The sequence below is a fragment of the Anabaena sp. AL09 genome, assembly GCF_001672255.1.
In the GTDB taxonomy this organism is placed as follows: Bacteria; Cyanobacteriota; Cyanobacteriia; order Cyanobacteriales; family Nostocaceae; genus Dolichospermum; species Dolichospermum lemmermannii.
This window is the reverse complement of sequence record NZ_LJOQ01000038.1, coordinates 189,450-206,915: the sequence shown is the minus strand read 5'-3', so window position 1 is coordinate 206,915 and position 17,466 is coordinate 189,450. Positions and strand designations below refer to the sequence as shown.

18 protein-coding genes and 1 pseudogene are annotated in these 17,466 nt (G+C 39.2%); 8 read left to right on the top strand and 11 right to left on the bottom strand.

The features are described 5' to 3' along the window. The 3 genes from AN490_RS07300 to crcB form a co-directional block, all read right to left on the bottom strand. Positions 1 to 858: tetratricopeptide repeat protein (locus tag AN490_RS07300; protein WP_300001280.1), on the bottom strand; the 858-nt coding region annotated here is incomplete at its 3' end. A gap of 326 nt (positions 859 to 1,184) precedes the next feature. Beyond that, complete coding sequence (locus AN490_RS07295) at positions 1,185 to 2,594, bottom strand: Rieske 2Fe-2S domain-containing protein (RefSeq protein ID WP_300001278.1); 1,410 nt, start codon at positions 2,592 to 2,594, stop codon at positions 1,185 to 1,187. Between the two features lie 29 nt (positions 2,595 to 2,623). Then, entirely contained in the window at positions 2,624 to 3,022 is a 399-nt protein-coding gene (crcB, locus tag AN490_RS07290; RefSeq protein ID WP_300001277.1) for a fluoride efflux transporter CrcB, read from the bottom strand. A gap of 170 nt (positions 3,023 to 3,192) precedes the next feature. Here crcB and AN490_RS07285 point away from each other — a divergent pair, with 170 nt between their 5' ends. The 3 genes from AN490_RS07285 to AN490_RS07275 all read left to right on the top strand — a co-directional run bounded on the left by AN490_RS07285 (position 3,193) and on the right by AN490_RS07275 (position 5,234). After that, the gene (locus AN490_RS07285) at positions 3,193 to 4,056 is read left to right on the top strand and encodes a M48 family metalloprotease (RefSeq protein ID WP_015083661.1); all 864 of its coding nucleotides are present in this window, start codon (positions 3,193 to 3,195) and stop codon (positions 4,054 to 4,056) included. 119 nt (positions 4,057 to 4,175) lie between these two features. After that, complete coding sequence (locus AN490_RS07280; protein WP_015083660.1) at positions 4,176 to 4,550, top strand: hypothetical protein; 375 nt, start codon at positions 4,176 to 4,178, stop codon at positions 4,548 to 4,550. Between the two features lie 219 nt (positions 4,551 to 4,769). Beyond that, positions 4,770 to 5,234: a transposase gene (locus AN490_RS07275; RefSeq protein WP_300001273.1), complete on the top strand. Its 465-nt coding sequence runs from the start codon at positions 4,770 to 4,772 to the stop codon at positions 5,232 to 5,234. Positions 5,235 to 5,566: 332 nt separating this feature from the next. Here the strand turns inward: AN490_RS07275 and AN490_RS07270 are convergent, their stop codons facing one another. From AN490_RS07270 to AN490_RS07260, 3 genes are all read right to left on the bottom strand, one after another. Beyond that, the gene (locus AN490_RS07270) at positions 5,567 to 6,544 is read right to left on the bottom strand and encodes an SUMF1/EgtB/PvdO family nonheme iron enzyme (protein ID WP_300001271.1); all 978 of its coding nucleotides are present in this window, start codon (positions 6,542 to 6,544) and stop codon (positions 5,567 to 5,569) included. Positions 6,545 to 6,547: 3 nt separating this feature from the next. Further along, positions 6,548 to 7,231, bottom strand: a complete 684-nt coding sequence (locus AN490_RS07265; RefSeq protein WP_300001269.1) for a hypothetical protein — start codon at positions 7,229 to 7,231, stop codon at positions 6,548 to 6,550. A gap of 363 nt (positions 7,232 to 7,594) precedes the next feature. Then, positions 7,595 to 8,002 (bottom strand): universal stress protein, encoded by a 408-nt coding sequence (locus AN490_RS07260; RefSeq protein ID WP_015080709.1) that lies wholly within the window; start codon positions 8,000 to 8,002, stop codon positions 7,595 to 7,597. An 88-nt stretch (positions 8,003 to 8,090) separates the two neighbouring features. Between AN490_RS07260 and AN490_RS07255 the strand changes: the two genes are divergently transcribed. The 4 genes from AN490_RS07255 to AN490_RS07240 all read left to right on the top strand — a co-directional run bounded on the left by AN490_RS07255 (position 8,091) and on the right by AN490_RS07240 (position 11,599). Continuing rightward, entirely contained in the window at positions 8,091 to 9,293 is a 1,203-nt protein-coding gene (locus AN490_RS07255) for a phosphoglycerate kinase (protein WP_300001266.1), read from the top strand. Between the two features lie 115 nt (positions 9,294 to 9,408). After that, positions 9,409 to 9,624 (top strand): hypothetical protein, encoded by a 216-nt coding sequence (locus AN490_RS07250; protein WP_168646407.1) that lies wholly within the window; start codon positions 9,409 to 9,411, stop codon positions 9,622 to 9,624. Between the two features lie 137 nt (positions 9,625 to 9,761). Then, a complete protein-coding gene (locus AN490_RS07245; RefSeq protein WP_300001263.1) occupies positions 9,762 to 10,949 on the top strand; it encodes an AAA family ATPase in 1,188 nt (395 codons plus the stop codon). Beyond that, positions 10,946 to 11,599, top strand: a complete 654-nt coding sequence (locus AN490_RS07240; protein ID WP_300001261.1) for a DUF4276 family protein — start codon at positions 10,946 to 10,948, stop codon at positions 11,597 to 11,599. Before AN490_RS07245 ends, AN490_RS07240 begins: the two co-directional genes overlap by 4 nt. Positions 11,600 to 11,799: 200 nt before the next feature. On the opposite strand, the gene AN490_RS07235 is transcribed toward AN490_RS07240, so the two are convergent. The 3 genes from AN490_RS07235 to atpD all read right to left on the bottom strand — a co-directional run bounded on the left by AN490_RS07235 (position 11,800) and on the right by atpD (position 16,005). Next, complete coding sequence (locus AN490_RS07235) at positions 11,800 to 13,875, bottom strand: SPFH domain-containing protein (RefSeq protein ID WP_300001259.1); 2,076 nt, start codon at positions 13,873 to 13,875, stop codon at positions 11,800 to 11,802. A gap of 171 nt (positions 13,876 to 14,046) precedes the next feature. Beyond that, on the bottom strand, positions 14,047 to 14,460 hold the full coding sequence (gene atpC, locus AN490_RS07230) for an ATP synthase F1 subunit epsilon (RefSeq protein WP_300001257.1): 414 nt from the start codon (positions 14,458 to 14,460) through the stop codon (positions 14,047 to 14,049). Between the two features lie 96 nt (positions 14,461 to 14,556). Next, the gene (atpD, locus tag AN490_RS07225; RefSeq protein ID WP_300001255.1) at positions 14,557 to 16,005 is read right to left on the bottom strand and encodes a F0F1 ATP synthase subunit beta; all 1,449 of its coding nucleotides are present in this window, start codon (positions 16,003 to 16,005) and stop codon (positions 14,557 to 14,559) included. Between the two features lie 289 nt (positions 16,006 to 16,294). On the opposite strand from atpD, the gene AN490_RS07220 reads away from it, so the two are divergent. Further along, positions 16,295 to 17,053, top strand: a complete 759-nt coding sequence (locus tag AN490_RS07220) for a hypothetical protein (RefSeq protein WP_300001253.1) — start codon at positions 16,295 to 16,297, stop codon at positions 17,051 to 17,053. On the opposite strand, the pseudogene AN490_RS07215 reads toward AN490_RS07220, so the two are convergent. Both AN490_RS07215 and AN490_RS07210 read right to left on the bottom strand, forming a co-directional pair. Continuing rightward, positions 17,029 to 17,181: pseudogene (locus tag AN490_RS07215) on the bottom strand (cryptochrome/photolyase family protein); the annotation flags it as partial. The gene AN490_RS07220 and the pseudogene AN490_RS07215 overlap by 25 nt on opposite strands. A gap of 18 nt (positions 17,182 to 17,199) precedes the next feature. Beyond that, positions 17,200 to 17,454 (bottom strand): TIGR03643 family protein, encoded by a 255-nt coding sequence (locus AN490_RS07210; RefSeq protein ID WP_148765537.1) that lies wholly within the window; start codon positions 17,452 to 17,454, stop codon positions 17,200 to 17,202. Positions 17,455 to 17,466: the final 12 nt, after the last annotated feature.

Genomic DNA, 17,466 nt, shown 5'->3' with positions numbered 1-17,466 from the left:
CCCCCGATTGTTGTAGACAATGGCATTATTAGGATTAATTTTTATAGCTTGAGTGTAATCATCAATAGCGTTCTGATTATCTCCTAATTCAAAGTGAGCATTTCCCCTTTTGTAATAAATAATTGCATCACTTTCATAATAAGTAATTGCCTCATTTGCCCTTAATTGTAAGGCATGACGATAATTTAAAATAGCACCTTCATAATCTTGTTTATCAAGACATTCATCGCCTAAACTGATATATTTGTCAGCATCGTAAGATACTAAACTATCTAAATAACCACGCAAACCACCAGGATAAAGTAATTCATCTATTCCTAGTATAGCTTCATTAAAAGCATATTGAATCATATTGGTTGGTAAAAACCCAGCCATAATAAAACGATACTCTTTTTCGGTGTCACTAAATTCTTCTTGACATAAAATACAAACTAAAACAGCATTTTTTTCAATTTCTTCTCTATCAATTGTCCATTGAACTTTATCAAAATATCCATAACGGGTTTTAACCTGAATACCAACTGACGAATCAGAAGTTAAAGTAAAATCAATTTTCCCATCTCCACTACTATATTTTTCATAATCAACCTCAGTGACAAAATCACCTAAACAGATTTTAACAACCTCCTCACCCAGCTTTCCCTTCATATTATTGAAAAAGATGTTCTTAACATCGGATTGTTGCTTAAATTTATTAGCCATCTCCCAGCAAAAATCCCGTAATTGCTTTAACCTCTCTCCAGAGATAACCGTCAACTCACTATGCTGGCCTTCCTTCTCACAATGGAGTAAGTCACCAGATTTCAGTCTTTGAATAAAATCAGTCTGCTGTGCTTTGAGTATAGTTGTCCAGTCCATTTGTCAAAACTCACCTTTATCTGACAAGGAGTATTTATTCTATTATTCCCTATCAAGCAGCAAAAAGCACTAATCTAGATCACATTGCAGTTTTTTGAGTCTAACCGAGAAGTATAGAATCCTCAAACCCTAAAAACGCAACTTAAACAAACATCCTGTAAATCCTTAAATCCTGGACATCCTGATTCTGACAATACCTCAGACAGATGAACAGGTATAGACTCAGCATCTAGAGTATCAAAGCCCGATTGATACCGAGAGTATGAATTCAAACTTTCATATTTGGACGCTGACAATAGTATTAAGTGAAATTTGAAACCGCCAATTTATCTTTTTTTCTCTGGTAAATTACGAGGGGGGATCATTCTCCCTTCATAAAACTCCCTTTCCAACTGACTTAATTTCCACCATCCTGCACCGAAAAACAGAGGAACAAATGTTTCCACCATCACCAATACAATTGATTTTGTTTCTACCAAAAAAGCCAATAAAGGACTACTAGCTAAAGCAACAATAGTAAAAACACCACACCAGAATTTTAACCGTTGAATTTTTTTTAAAGCCTGACGACAACTAGCACATTTTTCTGTATGGGAATGATATCTTTCTAGCAATCCTTCCTTATTCAATAACAGTGGTGGTAAAGATTCCCCTGGAAATGTTTCCCCATGAAATTGATTTACCCATTTACGTAACTCAGCCACAAAAGTATCTGCTTTTGTCGCTAGATAAAAAGCCTTATTAAAATTAGCACTACCACCTTTATCCGCTAAATAACGTTCTTGATAATGGAGAAAAATTTGATCATCTTCTAAAACGCCATTTTGTCCAATATGGACATACCAACGAGGGCGAATTTTAATAAAAAATCCGGGTAGTTTAGACTTGAACTTAAAAGGAAAACGGGCAATAATTCGACATTCACCTTTGCGAATGGGGACAGCATAAACAACAGTTAAAATTCTGCCTTTTTCCGCATTAATATCATGCCACATCAAACCAGGAGCAATAAATGTTGTGGAAAGTTTTCCCGATTGTCCCGCTTTTAATCCTTGTTTCCAAATCCCTTCAAAACCATGTTTTCCTGATTCAACTATTTCTAATTCTAAAGGTGCAGCATTGGCACGATTTCCCACTGTAAGATGATGCGTAAAGGCAATATGACTAGGATCAAGGATATTTTCTAATAATGTCAAAGCATCATAAGGAACATCTCGAAAAGTGTTCATAATTACCCAGCCTTCCGGCGCTGCTTCTATGGGTTCAACTACAGGAACTTTGGTATTTATGGCATTTTCTGGATTACCAGCATAGACAAATAATAATCCTTGTCTTTCTGTTGTTGGTAAAGATGTTACACAAGCCCTGGGAGAGGTTTCTGCTTTTGCACCTGCAACCTGTTGGGGAATTTTTTGACAAGTTCCATCTCCAGCAAAAGACCAACCATGATATGGACATTCTAATAGTCCATCTTCATTAATTCTGCCTTCAGAAAGAGGTGCAAGACGGTGAGGACATTGATCTATAAATACTTGCCAAGATGAGTTTTTTTGATCCCACCAAATCACAATATCTTTACCCAAAAGAGTGAAAGGAGTGGGTTTTGATTTATCTAAATCCTGAAGATAGTGAACTGGATACCATGCTTCTGCTAATTGGAAAGAATCGGGGTTACTCCCTCCAGGTAATATTTCTGTGAAAGAATTTTCGTTGATAAAAGATTGTGTTTGCACCATTTTCTGTATTGATTAATTTCCCATAACTTTTAATTTAACATTCTAGCAATAATCATCCCCAATTGAACACTGATAATTCCTAAAATTGTACTACCTGAAAAATAACCAGCAGCAGCTAACCAATTACCACGTTGTAACAAGCCAACTGTATCTAACCCAAAAGTAGAAAAAGTAGTATATGCCCCTAAAAATCCTGTAGCGACAATCAACTTAATTTCTGGAGAAATCATCGCTGTTTTTTCCATAGCTAAAGTTGCAAAAAACCCCATTATTAAACAACCACTAATATTAATAAAAAAAGTTCCATAGGGAAAACCAAAACCAAAGCAGTTTGTCAACCACAAAGTTAAATAATAGCGACTTAAAGCTCCAGCTATTGCCCCTAAACTAATGGCAATGGGAACACGAATTTCTGTCTGTTGTAACATTATTAATCTTTTATTCAATCAACCTCAAAGGGAAAACCGTACTTTGGTGACAGGTTTTCATCACTGTACCTCAAAATTGAACTCGATACAATCAAGAGGTGGCTAAAAGGATGCTGTTGTCCAGACAAAGTTATAAAAATTAATACAGCACAAGTAGGAGAGTTATCAAGATGGGAAATCAACTGAAAACGGCTATTTTACTAGGTACTCTAAGTGGCTTATTGATAGCAATTAGTTACTGGGTAATTGGTGGTACGGGGGGCTTGATTATAGGAATTGGGTTAGCAGCAGCGACTAATTTATTCTCCTGGTATCAATCAGATAAGATTGCTTTAGCCGTATATAACGCCCAGCCTGTCACCGCAGCGGAAGCACCAGCACTGTATCGTATTGTCCAAAAATTATCTAGCCGTGCCAATATTCCCATGCCGGGAGTGTACATTGTTCCTAGTCCCACTGCTAACGCCTTTGCTACAGGACGAGATCCTGAACACGCGGCTGTGGCTGTCACTGCCGGGATTTTAGACATCCTCCCAGAGGATGAATTAGAAGGCGTAATTGCCCACGAACTTACCCACATTATTAATCGTGATACCTTAACTCAAGCGGTGGCGGCTACTGTGGCTGGGGCTGTTTCTTTCCTCGCGCAAATGCTCAGTTATAGTCTGTGGTTTGGTGGCGGTTCACGGGATAATGAAAGAGGTGGCAATCCTTTGGGTGTATTAGCTACAGTTATTTTTGCCCCTATGGCTGCAACAATTATTCAGTTGGCTATTTCCCGCACTAGAGAGTTTTCTGCTGACGCTGGTGCGGCAAAATTAACAGGTAATCCTCGCGCCTTAGCTAGGGCTTTGCAACGGTTAGAATCTACAGCGAGACAAATGCCTTTGAATGCTAATCCAGCTTTTGAACCATTATTAATTATTCATCCCATTTCTGGGCAGTTTTTGGGAAATCTTTTTTCTAGTCACCCAGCAACTGAAGCAAGAGTAGAAGCTTTACTACAATTAGAAAGGCAACTGATTAGTCGTTAATAATCTATCTTTGGTCATAAGTATATTCATAAATCCCCAATTAACTGATGACCAAATTATGATGATTACAGGTGCAATATTCATCCACAAGTAAACTTTACCAACAGGATGTGGCAACTATGACTACTAACAATATTGAATCTATAGAAATCGTAGAAATTAGTCTTCATACCAGCGAAAATGGGGAAATAGATGAAGTTAAGCAGGAAACTACAGCATTATTAGAGGCGATTAAAAACCGCGCCCAAGCTGAAGCTGAATCGGCTGGAACTATTACCCGTGAAACCTATTTAAATGCTGTGCGTCAGGTACGAGAAGCTATTGAAAAAGACAAACTGATCGAAAGAGACCGCTTAGAATATTCTTGGGCTAAAATTCAAGAAGAATTGGAGCATAATTGGAACTTACTGCATAAGGATGTCACAGATTTGGGCGACAGATTCCAAAATGCTGCTAAGGCTGCTTGGGAAGCTTTCAATGCCCCTCGTGATTAGAGGATGTTTGAAAAGTGGTATTCCGTAATTTTCATCACATTGCTACCCCCCTTAGTCCCCCCCCTTGTAAAGGGGGGAAACAATAAAAATCCAGTTCCCTCCCCTTTACAAGGGGAGGGTTAGGGTGGGGGAAAAAATATTTGATACATCAACCATAACTTTTCAAACACCCTCTTAGGAACACAACCCCACTTTCTTACCTGCACATTGGTAAATTGGATGCCATTATTTGGCAATATGGAAATTGCCCAAATTATTATAGATTCTCTCAATTTTCTCCAATGCCAGCAGCGGTTGACATTGTATGGTTATGTGATTATGGAAAACCATCTTCATCTTATTGCTGCTGCTGCCAATTTATCTAAAGAAATTGCAAATTTTAAATCATTTACGGCTCGTTCGATTATTGATTTACTTGAGAAAAATAACGCCAGTTATGTACTTCAGCAACTAGAATTTCATAAATTAAAACATAAAACAAAACAAGATTATCAACTTTGGCAAGAAGGTTTTCACCCCCAGGCAATTTCTGATGAGGAAATGTTTAGACAAAAATTAGATTACATTCATCATAATCCGGTGCAACGTGGTTATGTTGATGAGCCGTCTCATTGGCGTTATTCTAGTTATCGGAATTATCTGGAATTACCAAGTTTATTGGCTGTTGATTTGGTTGATTTGTGAGGTGGGATGCTTGAGGCAGAGCCTCTTGAGGGCATTCCCAGCCGGAGTCTGGGAGCGAGGGTAATGGAGTTGGTTGATTTGTGAGGTGTGAGGTGGGATGCTTGAGGCAGAGCCTCTGGGGGGCATTCCCAGCCGGAGTCTGGGAACGAGTTGACAGTTTCAGATTTGTGTGTTATCGTGAATGAAACCAAGGCTGTGAAAGTTTCTATTAAATTAAATAGCTCGAATTTCTGAAAAGTCACAAAATAAAAAAGATCGCTCCACTCCGTTACGCTTGGCAAGGGTAAAGAGGAAAAGAGCAGAGGGCAAAAGAGCAAGAGTGTAAAGGGCTACTAAGTCCTCGCCGCACCACTACATACAACCCGAAAACCAATATTGCCGTAGTAGTAACCGAGATTGATGAAGTAGCGAACAGCAGAACGGCAATTTCCAGGATTGAGGTCCCACGAACCACCGCGCAACAGCCTAGCGTTTTGATTAGTTTCGCTTATCCATGCACTTCCATCATTAGGCGCATCCTCATAGCTATCATGCCAAGTATCAGCGCACCATTCCCAGACGTTGCCGTGCATATCATATAAACCAAAGACGTTGGGCTGAAAAGTTCCTACTGGAGTTGTTCTTCCTCGATATTCTCCCTTGGGGGCATTACCATAGGTGAAGTTACCATCATAGTTTACCACATTTGTGGTGATTGTATCACCACAAGCAAAAGGTTTTGCAGAACCGGCACGACAGGCATATTCCCATTCAGCTTCACTGGGTAAACGGTATTTTTGTCCTGTCTTGTGAGAGAGTCTAGCACAAAACTCAACGGCATCATTCCAAGATACTCGTTCTACAGGTAGTTTATCACCTGGGAAGTAAGCAGGACGAGAATTTAATTCTCTAGCAACTGGAGGACAGGAATAAACTACTTTTTCCCATTGTTCTTGAGTAATAGTGTATTTTCCCATGTAGAAGGGTTTCACCGTTACATAGTGTTGGGGACGTTCATAATCTAAACTCTCTTCTTCTGTTTTTGGTGCGCCCATGTAAAATGTCCCACCAGGAATATAAACCATCTCCAATTTTACACCAAAACCCAAATCTTGGCTAAAAGATTGATTTGAAGATGAATTTGGAGAAGATTTAGGTAATTTATTTAATTCCTCTTGACGTTTTTCTATTACTTGTTTGATTGACTGAATTCTATTCTCCAACCTATTACGAAGACCTGGATCATTTTCATTACGTTTCTCATTTTCATACTGTTTAAGAAGTTGAAAATCTTTTTCTAATTCTTCTTCAAGGTGCTGACGCAAATCCACAATTTACTTTCTCCCTAATTTTTTGATAATAAACTCCCAAGCAGACTTGATATTAAAACCAGTTCCCAATTCTAATTCACCTTCATAATTAATCAAAAAAGGAACAATTGGTAAAGTGACTGTAATTTTATGTCTAGTATCTAATTCAGGAGATTTGATAATTTCGGCAAATTCTGCTTGACTGCTAGAAGGTAAAGAAGGTATGCGTGATTCTAGAACTGCCAACATTTGCAGCATTTCTGACTCAGATACTTGATTAGCTGCTACCGCATTTAACATATTTTCTGTAAAAGCTAATTGAGTCTGATTTAGCTGTTCAATAAAAACTCTCAAAATTGCTTGTTCAGAAGCTTGATAACGAATTAAAAGTGAATCTTGGTTAATAAGAACAATATTTAATTTTGCGTCTATTTGCTGTAATTGGTTTTCTATTATTTGCAGTTGATTTCCTACTACCTGTATTTGCGGTGTAGATATACCAGTTAACTGTTGTTCTAATTCTGTATATTCTTGTCTATAATTATCAATAGATTCCTGTTGTCGTTTAATTTCTTTTTTATATTTTTTTAATGTTCGAGGGTTGTCTTCAACAGTTAATTCTTCTTCAAATTCTTTCAGTAATTTTTGATCTTGAGTAATATTATCTAATAAATCTGTCAATCTTTGTTGGAAAATCTGGGAAAGCATGAGTTAAATGCCTTAATTTGGGGATTGTTGAGGGTTTACAGAACTTTTCAGCCCAGTGTATCATAAATATCCCTAAATTAGCTATTAGTCATTTCAAACTTTTGCGCTATGCTATCAAATAGATAAATACAGATTATACTTAGCTGATGCACCCTGCCCGCCTGGGAATGAATTCCCAGGCTGGAAGGGACATCAATTTACGTTAAGTTGACACCAATGAAGCTCTTGCTTTACCCCTACGAAAGATATAGTTTTCACCTAATACATATTTTGGGTTTTCTGTCAATGCTTGAGTCTTAATTACAAAAAATTTACAAGGTGCGCTACACTGGGTTAATCCAGATTAACGCACCCGATAGTTAATTAAGGAACAATCAAAACAGGACAGGGAGAAAGGTTAATTACCCGCATGGTGACGCTATCAGTTGCGCCTTCTTCCGTTAAACCTAGTCCTCGACAACCCATAATAATTAAACTGGCCTCAACTTCATCAGCAACATCACAGATAGTAAAGGCTGGTTTACCTTGTCTTTCTAGTAATTCGGTTATAATTCCTTGTCCAGAAAATAAGGTTTGGGCATTTTCTAGGAGTTTGGCAACTGCTTCTGGAGATACCATAGGACTGGTAGCAGGTGCTTCTGGGTCGGGTTCTTCAACGACTGAAAGCAAAATTAAGCGACTGCCATAAGTTTGCACAATATTGGCAACTATATCAGCGGCCTCTCTGGCTTCTCGACTTTGATCAATGGGAAATAGAACTGTTTTAAACATATCTCACCTCTGCGCCCCTCACTCCGGTAAAATCTTGATGGTCATATTTTGAAGACAATAACAAAAAAGTAATCAGGAGAGTTGTACTGTGTCTAAAAAAAGTTTAGCAAGTTTATCTGCGGCTGATATATCTGGAAAACGCGCTTTAGTAAGAGTTGATTTTAATGTGCCTGTGGATGATCAAGGAAACATTACCGATGATACCCGGATTCGGGCGGCGCTGCCAACTATCCAAGATTTGACCCAAAAGGGTGCTAAGGTCATTTTAACAAGCCATTTCGGTCGTCCCAAGGGTGTAGATGAAAAATTGCGTTTAACCCCGGTTGCTAAACGTCTGGCTGAGTTGTTGGGACAGGAAGTTATCAAAACTGATGACTGTATTGGTGATGATGTTGCTGCTAAAGTTGCGGCTTTGGACAATGGCCAAGTGCTATTGTTAGAAAATGTCCGCTTTTACAAGGAAGAAGAAAAGAATGACCGCGAATTTGCTCAAAAATTGGCAGCAAACGCTGATTTTTATGTAAATGATGCTTTTGGAACTGCACACCGCGCTCACGCTTCTACTGAGGGCGTAACTGAGTTTTTAAGTCCTTCTGTGGCTGGTTATTTGGTTGAGAAGGAATTGCAATATTTACAAAGTGCAATTGAAGAACCTAAGCGTCCTTTGGCGGCTATTATTGGCGGTTCTAAGGTTTCTAGCAAAATCGGTGTGATTGAAACTTTGTTGGAAAAGTGCGATAAGTTGATCATTGGCGGTGGGATGATTTTCACTTTCTATAAAGCTCGTGGTTTGAATGTTGGTAAGTCTTTGGTGGAAGAAGATAAGCTAGAATTGGCTAGAGAGTTGGAAGCAAAAGCTAAAGAACGGGGTGTGGCTTTGTTGCTACCTACAGATATTGTTTCTGCTGATAAGTTTGCGCCTGATGCTAATGCTACTACTGTCAGCATTGAAAATATCCCTGCCGATGGTATGGGTTTAGATATTGGTCCTGATTCTATCAAGGTTTTCCAAGCGGCTTTGGCTGATTGTCAGACTGTAATTTGGAATGGGCCTATGGGTGTGTTTGAGTTTGATAAATTTGCTGCGGGTACAGAAGCGATCGCTCATACTTTAGCAGAAATTGGCAAAACCGGCGCAACTACCATTATCGGTGGTGGTGACTCTGTAGCGGCTGTGGAAAAGGTTGGTTTAGCTGATCAAATGAGCCACATTTCTACCGGTGGTGGTGCGAGTTTGGAGTTGCTAGAAGGTAAGATTTTGCCTGGTATTGCAGCTTTAGATGAAGCGTAAGCTGTTAAATTTCGATAATTGATAACAAATTGAGTAGGGGTGTAGTTTTACATTACCTTACTCTTTTTGTTAGCATTTATCTACTAGCATTAGGAAGTTAGCCAAAGGTAAAATTATGGAAACCCAAGAACTGAAAGCCTTGATTAAAGAGATAGTTCAAGAAGTATTGCAACAAGAAAAACTAACGCTTTATAATACCTTGTTACCATATATAAATAATACAGAAAATCAAGAATGGAATCAATTTTCTCTTGAACAAGCTATGAGAGGTTTAGAAAATGATCATCTCCCTGAATACACAGAAGCGGACATTATAGAAAAATGGCAATAGTTGGTCAAATTGTTTTATTCAAATTTCCCCAAACACACCTGACAAAGATGAAGGATGAAATTTTTAGCTTTGTCATTCATTCCATTAGTTATAGTTAAATGAAATATGCAAAGAAAAATATTGTCAAGGAGAATACTATGAAAATCGAAAGTATCCATTTAAAAAACTTTAAAGCTTTCAAAGACGTAGAAATTAAAAATATTCCTAAAATGTGCGTTTTCGTCGGTGCAAATGGTACTGGTAAAACCACAATTTTTAATGTCTTCAGTTTTTTAAAAGATGCTTTAACTGATAACGTTCATGTTGCTCTCACGAAATTAGGAGGAGGTCGAGGATTCCAGGAAGTAAGAAGCCGCAATTCAACTGGACCGATAGAAATTGAATTAAAATTTCGTCTAACTGATAAATCACCCTTAATTACTTATTCTTTGAAAATCAACGAAGAAGATGGTAGCCCTATCATAGAAAAAGAGATTCTTCAATACCGAAGAGGTAGTAAAGGTCAGCCTTGGCGGTTTATTGATTTTTCTAAAGGTAAGGGACAAGCTGTTATTAATGAACCTGATCAAGTTATAGATGAAAAAGACTTAAAACGAGAAGACCACGAGTTAAAATCTCCAGATATTCTAGCATTAAAAGGGTTGGCACAATTTGAAAAATTTCCTGCAAGTAAAGCAATTGGTGATTTACTTGAAAATTGGCATATTTCCGATTTTCATATCCAACAAGCGCGACCAGAAAGAGAATCTAGTTATGCAGAACATCTTTCCAAAGAGGGTGAAAATTTAGCAATGGTGACAGAATTTCTCTATAAAAGACACCCTGATATTTTCCATAAAATCATTGAAAAACTAAAACAGCGAGTTCCTGGTATCAGCGAAGTTGATTCTAAAATTACTGAAGAAGGGCGGGTATTGCTGCGGTTTAAAGACGGTGATTTTCATGATCCTTTTTTAGCGCGATATGTTTCTGATGGAACTATCAAAATGTTTGCTTATTTAGTGCTTTTGTATGACCCAAAACCTCATCCTTTACTATGTGTAGAAGAACCAGAAAATCAACTTTACCCAAAACTTCTTTATGAACTTGCAGAAGAATTTCGAGAATATGCACGCAAGGGAGGTCAAGTTTTTGTATCCACTCATTCCCCTGATTTTTTAAATGGTTGTGAACTAGAAGAGGTATTTTGGTTACAAAAGGAAAGAGGTTATACAGTAGTTAAGCGAGCGAGTGATGATGAACAAATCACAACATACATGAATGAAGGTGATCAACTTGGTTATTTATGGAGACAGGGTTTTTTTGAGGGAGCAGACCCGCTATGATAGAGATTGTTTTCTTACTAGAAGAACCATCTGCAAAAGCAATGATTCAAGGAATTTTACCGAAGATAATACTAGAATTAGGTATAGTTGTTCGCTATATTGTTTTTAGCGGTAAACAAGATTTAGAAAAACAGATAACACGAAAACTTCAAGGATATAATAATCCTCATGCAAGATTCATTATTTTGCGTGATCAAGATTCTGGTGACTGTCAAGTTATTAAAACAAATCTTCAAGAAAAATGCGAAGCAGCAAATAAATTTCAATCTATTGTGCGTATTGCTTGTCGTGAACTTGAAAGTTGGTATATTGCTGATTTGGAAGCAGTAGAAAAGGCTTATAATAAAACCAATCTTTCATCACAGCAAAATAAAAATAAGTTCCGCAATCCTGATAATCTTGAAAGTCCATCAAAAGAACTGAAATCACTTGTACCTGAATACCAAAAGATAAACGGATCAAGAATGATAGCACCTTATTTAAATCTAGAAAATACACGCTCTCGCAGTTTTTATCATTTTATTAGTTCAATTAAAAAAGTTATTCAGGAATATAAATCGGAAAATGATATTGTTGAGTTACAACATCTTGATTTTGAGATTAGTTTAACTGACATTTATCAAGATGTTAATTTGGAGGACAAAGAATAATTCTCTCCATTTAAAACAATAAACTCATTGCAGCTTTAGATGAAGCGTAAGCTGTCGAATTTCACTAACTTTTAAATCGGTGGTTAGAAACCGCGTCTACACAGGCAAAACCCACGCAGGTGGGTTTCAAACGTTTGATTTTTGTTTAGTCCGCGCCGGCGGACTTTGTTTGTGTAGCCGCGACTTCTAGTCGCCAAAGCTTAACTATTTTGATTAGTTGATTCAGGTTTAGGAACTATAGGATTAGGAAGAGGTGGAGGTGTAGGGATTTTCGATTCTGGATGGGTTTTGCTATTAGTTTGATTCCAAAGAATCATAGACAACAAACCATCTGCTAAACCATTATTACTACCATTATTACCACCAACAATGATATCGGGAATAATGCGGACATGATGATCACCAACAATTTCCATCAACTGCATAGCTGTGTAACCTTGTAAACCCACTGCTTGTACACCTGTCCGGTAGGTTTCTGCTTTGGCGTTACCTGTGGCTCGGATACCTTCTGCTCCAGCTATGGCTTTGAGTTTAATAGCTTCAGCCTCACCTGTTGCTTGCTGAATTTGGGCGTTAGCTTGCAACTCGGCAATTGTCACACCTTGTTCCGATTTTACCAAATCTTGCTGAATATCTGCGATCGCTGTTTCCCTGACCAACATTTGCCGTTGGGTTTGTGCCATTTGCTGAACTTCGTAAGTTTTGCGTTGTTCCTCAGCAATTTTCCGGTCTGTCAGCGTGTGCATTAATTCATTCGGTGGGGTAATCAAACCAATCAACGAATCCACTGCTTGCACATCATAAGCACGTAAGGCAGATTTAACGTATTCAGAAGCTTCTACTTGGCGCTCGCTTCGGGCAATCAAGAAATCCAGGATAGTATATTCTTGAGCCGAGTTGCGGAAATAATTCCCCACAATGGGACGCAAAACCTGATCAATGACATTTTGCATCGAACCTAAGCGGGAAATCACTTTCGGTGCATCTGAAGCACCAATGTGGATAATTTGGAATATCTCCAAATCAAAGCTAAAACCATCAAATGACAGAAGTTTCAGTGCCGTTAAATTCGTATCATACCCATGCTGACCGCTAATTCTATCAGTAAAGTTTAAGACAATGTTTGTTGTCGGCACTAGCTCAACTTTCATCACTTTAGTGTTAAGCGGGTGTTTCCCAGGATATAAAGGCTCAACCCAAACACCCTTATGTCCTTGATTGACCAAATTTCCGTGAGTGAAAGATGCCCCGCTCACATCTTCGTGTTCTTCACCGACAAAAGAAATCACCACACCTACATAACCAATAGGGATTTGAGTCATCGGTACTTGTTCAATATTTACCAACCAAGGATTCAGATTCCACGAACCCGACAATAATACCTGTTCTTGCAAACCCCGTTGTCCCCCAGCGTCAATAAACTTTTGACCATTCTGAAAATTATTATGTCCAGTAATAGCACGCCCAGCAATTTCACCGGCAGCAATTGGTGAACCATCCAAAGTAGTCACAATCCCAACTTTTTCTGCGGCTATTTCATAGATTTGTAACTGTTCTGGACGCATACCCTCTTTACTGGCATTTCCGGCTGTAATCACTTTAAACAGCGCTGTATTGATGCGGTAACTACCTGCGGTGATAAAAGCAATTTGCCTTCCTTTCTCCCCACCTTTGGTCAAGAATTTGCGCGCATCTTGGAAATTATCACATTCGACAATTTTGCCCAAAATCCGTTCTGGAGGGTTAGAAGCGCCATCTGCGGCGACAATCAGAGCGATTTGACCTTGGGGGACAACAATTACTGATTCTTTCTTAACTGCATATTGCCAAGGCCAATAACCCCAGTGCCAACCAGGGGCGAGGGTGTCCGCTTGTAAGCCCGCTTCACCATTCAAAGCGATTAATCTACCAGGAGGTAGTCCTTTACCGGAAAGGGTGAATTTTTTGACAACAATACCAACTTCCCGTTCACCGATAACTACCAGTCCACCAAAGAAGAAACAACCACCAATAATGATCACAGGAATAATGATTAAAGGTTCAATCCCCATGGCTTGATAGGGGATTTGGCCAGTTACAGACTGAGTAACTGATTGTTGGGTTTGATGAGACGGGATTGAGACAGAAGTTAATTCTTTGGCTGTCAGTGTTTTTATGGAAGTGGCATTGGCAGCATTAACACCACTGGCTAAGGCTAAGGCTGCAATTGCAGATGTAGCCAAGCTGACAAATTTATTTTGCTTACTTTTACCAAGAGAAAACGGAAAGCTTTTCATATATCTGCCTCTTTGGGCGATTAATCATCTAAGGTATCACTTCATCAGGATGGAATGATTTTTCTGAAACTTAATGTAATTTTTTACCAGACTTCCGATTTTTTTAAAATACCAATAAAATAAGGGTAGGCAATTTGCCCACCCTCATTAGTTTTTGATGCAGTATACGATTTATACCGAACCGCCGGCAGCTTGAAAACGAGCGCGAGCGCGTTTAAATGCTTTTGTTGCCTGGATTTGTGCTTGACGATCTTCTGGTTTGACTTGATTTAGGCTAGTCTGTGCTGCGGTAAAAGCAGTACGGGCTTCTTCAAGTTGAATTTTATCTCCACGTTCAGCACCGTTGACTAAAATCGTGACTTCATTTTCATCAACTTCAGCAAAACCACCTAAAAGAGCGATCGCTTGCCAAGGGGCATTTTTAGAAGCACGAACACGCATGACACCTATATCCAAAGCTGTCAACATTGGAGCGTGTCCACTAAGGATACCTAATTGACCAGTGGTGCTAGGTAAAACTACTTCCTCAGCTTCAGCATCCCAAACGGTTTTGTCTGGAGAAATTACACGAACAGTTAATGTCATTTGTCAGTTGTCCTTTGTCATTTGCCTTTTGTCAATTGTCAATTGTCAGTTGTCAGTTGCATAAAAAACCACTGACTACTGACTAATGACCAATGACTAACCTTTCAGCTTTTCAGCTTTAGCTTTAGCTTCAGTGATATCGCCTACCAAGTAGAAAGCTTGCTCAGGTAAAGCATCCAATTCACCAGAAAGAATTTGTTGGAATCCTTTAATGGTGTCTTCCAACTTCACATACTTACCAGGAGAACCAGTAAATACTTCAGCTACGAAGAAAGGCTGAGACAAGAACCGCTCAACTTTCCGCGCCCGTGCCACAATCAAACGATCTTCTTCAGACAATTCATCTAAACCCAAAATGGCGATGATGTCTTGGAGTTCTTTGTAACGTTGGAGGGTGGATTGTACAGCCCGTGCAGTGTCGTAGTGTTCGCTACCAACGATGTTGGGTTGCAACATGGTGGAAGTAGAACCCAAAGGATCAACCGCAGGATAGATACCTTTAGCCGCCAAACCACGAGACAATACAGTTGTCCCGTCTAAGTGAGCAAAGGTGGTTGCAGGTGCGGGATCGGTGAAGTCATCGGCAGGTACATATACAGCTTGAATAGAAGTAATAGAACCTTCATTTGTAGAGGTAATCCGTTCTTGCAATGTACCTACATCTGTACCCAGAGTAGGCTGATATCCTACCGCAGAAGGCATCCGACCCAATAGCGCGGATACTTCTGAACCAGCTTGGATAAACCGGAAGATGTTATCAACAAACAGTAATACGTCTTGCTTGTTGACATCACGGAAATACTCAGCCATTGTCAAACCAGACAAACCAACCCGCATTCTTGCTCCGGGTGGCTCGTTCATTTGACCATAAACTAGAGCAATTTTGGATTCGTTGAGATTATCTTTATTGATAACTCCAGATTCCATCATTTCGTTGTAGAGGTCATTTCCTTCCCGTGTGCGTTCACCCACACCCGCGAATACGGACACACCACCGTGTTGGGTAGCGATGTTGTTGATCAATTCCATCATGATCACGGTTTTACCAACACCAGCACCGCCGAACAGACCGATTTTACCACCGCGTTTGTAGGGAGTGAGCAAGTCAACAACCTTAATCCCAGTTTCAAACACAGAAGGACTGGTTTCCAAATCTGTGAATTTGGGAGCGTCGCGGTGAATGGGCAGATATGCTTCAGCGTTTACGGGACCTTGCTGATCTACAGGTTCGCCCAAAACGTTGAAAATTCGTCCCAAGGTGGCTTTACCAACGGGAACGGTGATCGGAGCGCCAGTATCTACAACTTCTAAACCACGAACTAAACCGTCGGTGGTACTCATGGACACAGCCCGAATTTGGTTGTCGCCTAAGAGTTGTTGTACTTCAACAGTTAAGCTGAGAGCCTGTCCAGCTTCGTTGGTGCCTGTGATAGTTAAAGCGTTGTAGATTTGGGGTAATTTACCGCCGGGGAACTTAACGTCTATAACCGGACCAATTACTTGGGTAATGTAACCAATGTTTGTTTTTTCTGCGGTGGTGACCATGCTGCGCCTAAATGATTGAAGCTAGTTTTCACAAGTGGGTCGTTTAAGACCCCAGATCAAGCGATATCATCTTTTAGGTTAGCACTTAACGACTCCACCTTTGCCTTAAACTCATTATTAAGACCAGATCCTTGATTTCTGGAACAGGTTAGGGATATTTTTTACTACCTGTACTGATTCCGCCGATTTGATGACGATCAGAAAGTTCGGCTCCAAACCAACCAGTAATACTTGTTAATGTCCTTACTACCAGAGAAAGAACGACTTTTTTTGCCTACAGTATTGTTTTATGAAGAAAATTATTTACTATTGCGGCTTTGGACAGAGATACTTTCAAGAAGCCATCATATCCGCACTGAGCATTCGCTCTGTTGGGGGCTTTGATGGAGAAATATTAGTATTCTGCGACAAGAATCATGGCTCTTCATGGCTAGATGTCTATGGATACGAGGCTCCGAAAGTAACTTTTGTTCCTTTAGGCGAAAAAGAACCAAAAGACGCTGCTGCATTCAGGTTAAAGGCACTGAATTACATAGAATACACTGAGGATATCACGTTACTGTATCTGGATACTGACATAGTATGCATTCGTCCTATTGATTGGCCAAAACTATTTTCCATTTGCGACCTTAACCTAGTTAATTTATACGGCTATCCCGATAGGACGCAAGATAATCCAAATATGGCTGGTCTGGTTACAGACGACAAAAACATCTTGGCTCAGAAAGCATTTTGTTCCGGGCTATTATTATTCCGTCCACTAAACTCTATTTCCCAATCATTTGATGAAACACTTCAACGATATGCTTTGCAGCAGAATATAAACTTCTGCTGGGAGCAGCCTATGCTCTCCTATGTCTTACTCAAGAACAAGATGGCAAACATTACCCTTGAAAAATATGTGAACGAGCTTCGCAATCCAGCCGCTGATAAACAGGAAGCGTTTTTCAATCACTTATGTGGCTTGAGATCGGAAGAAAGACCTGCACAGATGATTAATTTACTTGAATTGGCCCTTCACAAAATTAACACTAATTTTTGGCGATGATATGGTCTAATTTGGATATGATGCAATGATTCAATGAAAATTACAGGTGTATTTGTTTGATAATGACAGCTTTTTAATGCTGCTTGTTGTAGTGAAAGTTGATCGCCTAATATCCAAATTCCAATCAGAGATTATTTTATGTGAATTTATGTTTTCTGATTTTGGGATTTGAATCTACCTGCAATAAATTCGCGTTTTTCTAAATGTTTAGTTTGGCGTTTGGTAACTCTTTCTCTCCACATTCGGAAGCTCGATGATTTCATTTCTCTTCTCATGAGAGCAATTACCTGTTTTTCTAAGAGTCCAAATTGTTTTTCTATCACATCAAATGGTGTCCGATCTTCCCAAGCCATTTCGATAATACGATCTATGCTTTCAGCATCTAAGTCAGGTAATTTCATGTTTTGAGAATT

What these genes read in the sequence shown, in the direction of transcription:
- AN490_RS07210 (WP_148765537.1), bottom strand. Translation starts at nt 17,454, where the DNA reads ATGAAATTACCTGACTTAGATGCTGAAAGCATAGATCGTATTATCGAA.
- AN490_RS07285 (WP_015083661.1), top strand. Translation starts at nt 3,193, where the DNA reads ATGGGAAATCAACTGAAAACGGCTATTTTACTAGGTACTCTAAGTGGC.
- AN490_RS07220 (WP_300001253.1), top strand. Translation starts at nt 16,295, where the DNA reads ATGAAGAAAATTATTTACTATTGCGGCTTTGGACAGAGATACTTTCAA.
- atpD (WP_300001255.1), bottom strand. Translation starts at nt 16,005, where the DNA reads ATGGTCACCACCGCAGAAAAAACAAACATTGGTTACATTACCCAAGTA.
- AN490_RS07260 (WP_015080709.1), bottom strand. Translation starts at nt 8,002, where the DNA reads ATGTTTAAAACAGTTCTATTTCCCATTGATCAAAGTCGAGAAGCCAGA.
- AN490_RS07250 (WP_168646407.1), top strand. Translation starts at nt 9,409, where the DNA reads ATGGAAACCCAAGAACTGAAAGCCTTGATTAAAGAGATAGTTCAAGAA.
- AN490_RS07280 (WP_015083660.1), top strand. Translation starts at nt 4,176, where the DNA reads ATGACTACTAACAATATTGAATCTATAGAAATCGTAGAAATTAGTCTT.
- AN490_RS07265 (WP_300001269.1), bottom strand. Translation starts at nt 7,231, where the DNA reads ATGCTTTCCCAGATTTTCCAACAAAGATTGACAGATTTATTAGATAAT.
- atpC (WP_300001257.1), bottom strand. Translation starts at nt 14,460, where the DNA reads ATGACATTAACTGTTCGTGTAATTTCTCCAGACAAAACCGTTTGGGAT.
- AN490_RS07245 (WP_300001263.1), top strand. Translation starts at nt 9,762, where the DNA reads ATGAAAATCGAAAGTATCCATTTAAAAAACTTTAAAGCTTTCAAAGAC.
- AN490_RS07240 (WP_300001261.1), top strand. Translation starts at nt 10,946, where the DNA reads ATGATAGAGATTGTTTTCTTACTAGAAGAACCATCTGCAAAAGCAATG.
- crcB (WP_300001277.1), bottom strand. Translation starts at nt 3,022, where the DNA reads ATGTTACAACAGACAGAAATTCGTGTTCCCATTGCCATTAGTTTAGGG.
- AN490_RS07295 (WP_300001278.1), bottom strand. Translation starts at nt 2,594, where the DNA reads ATGGTGCAAACACAATCTTTTATCAACGAAAATTCTTTCACAGAAATA.
- AN490_RS07235 (WP_300001259.1), bottom strand. Translation starts at nt 13,875, where the DNA reads ATGAAAAGCTTTCCGTTTTCTCTTGGTAAAAGTAAGCAAAATAAATTT.
- AN490_RS07275 (WP_300001273.1), top strand. Translation starts at nt 4,770, where the DNA reads ATGCCATTATTTGGCAATATGGAAATTGCCCAAATTATTATAGATTCT.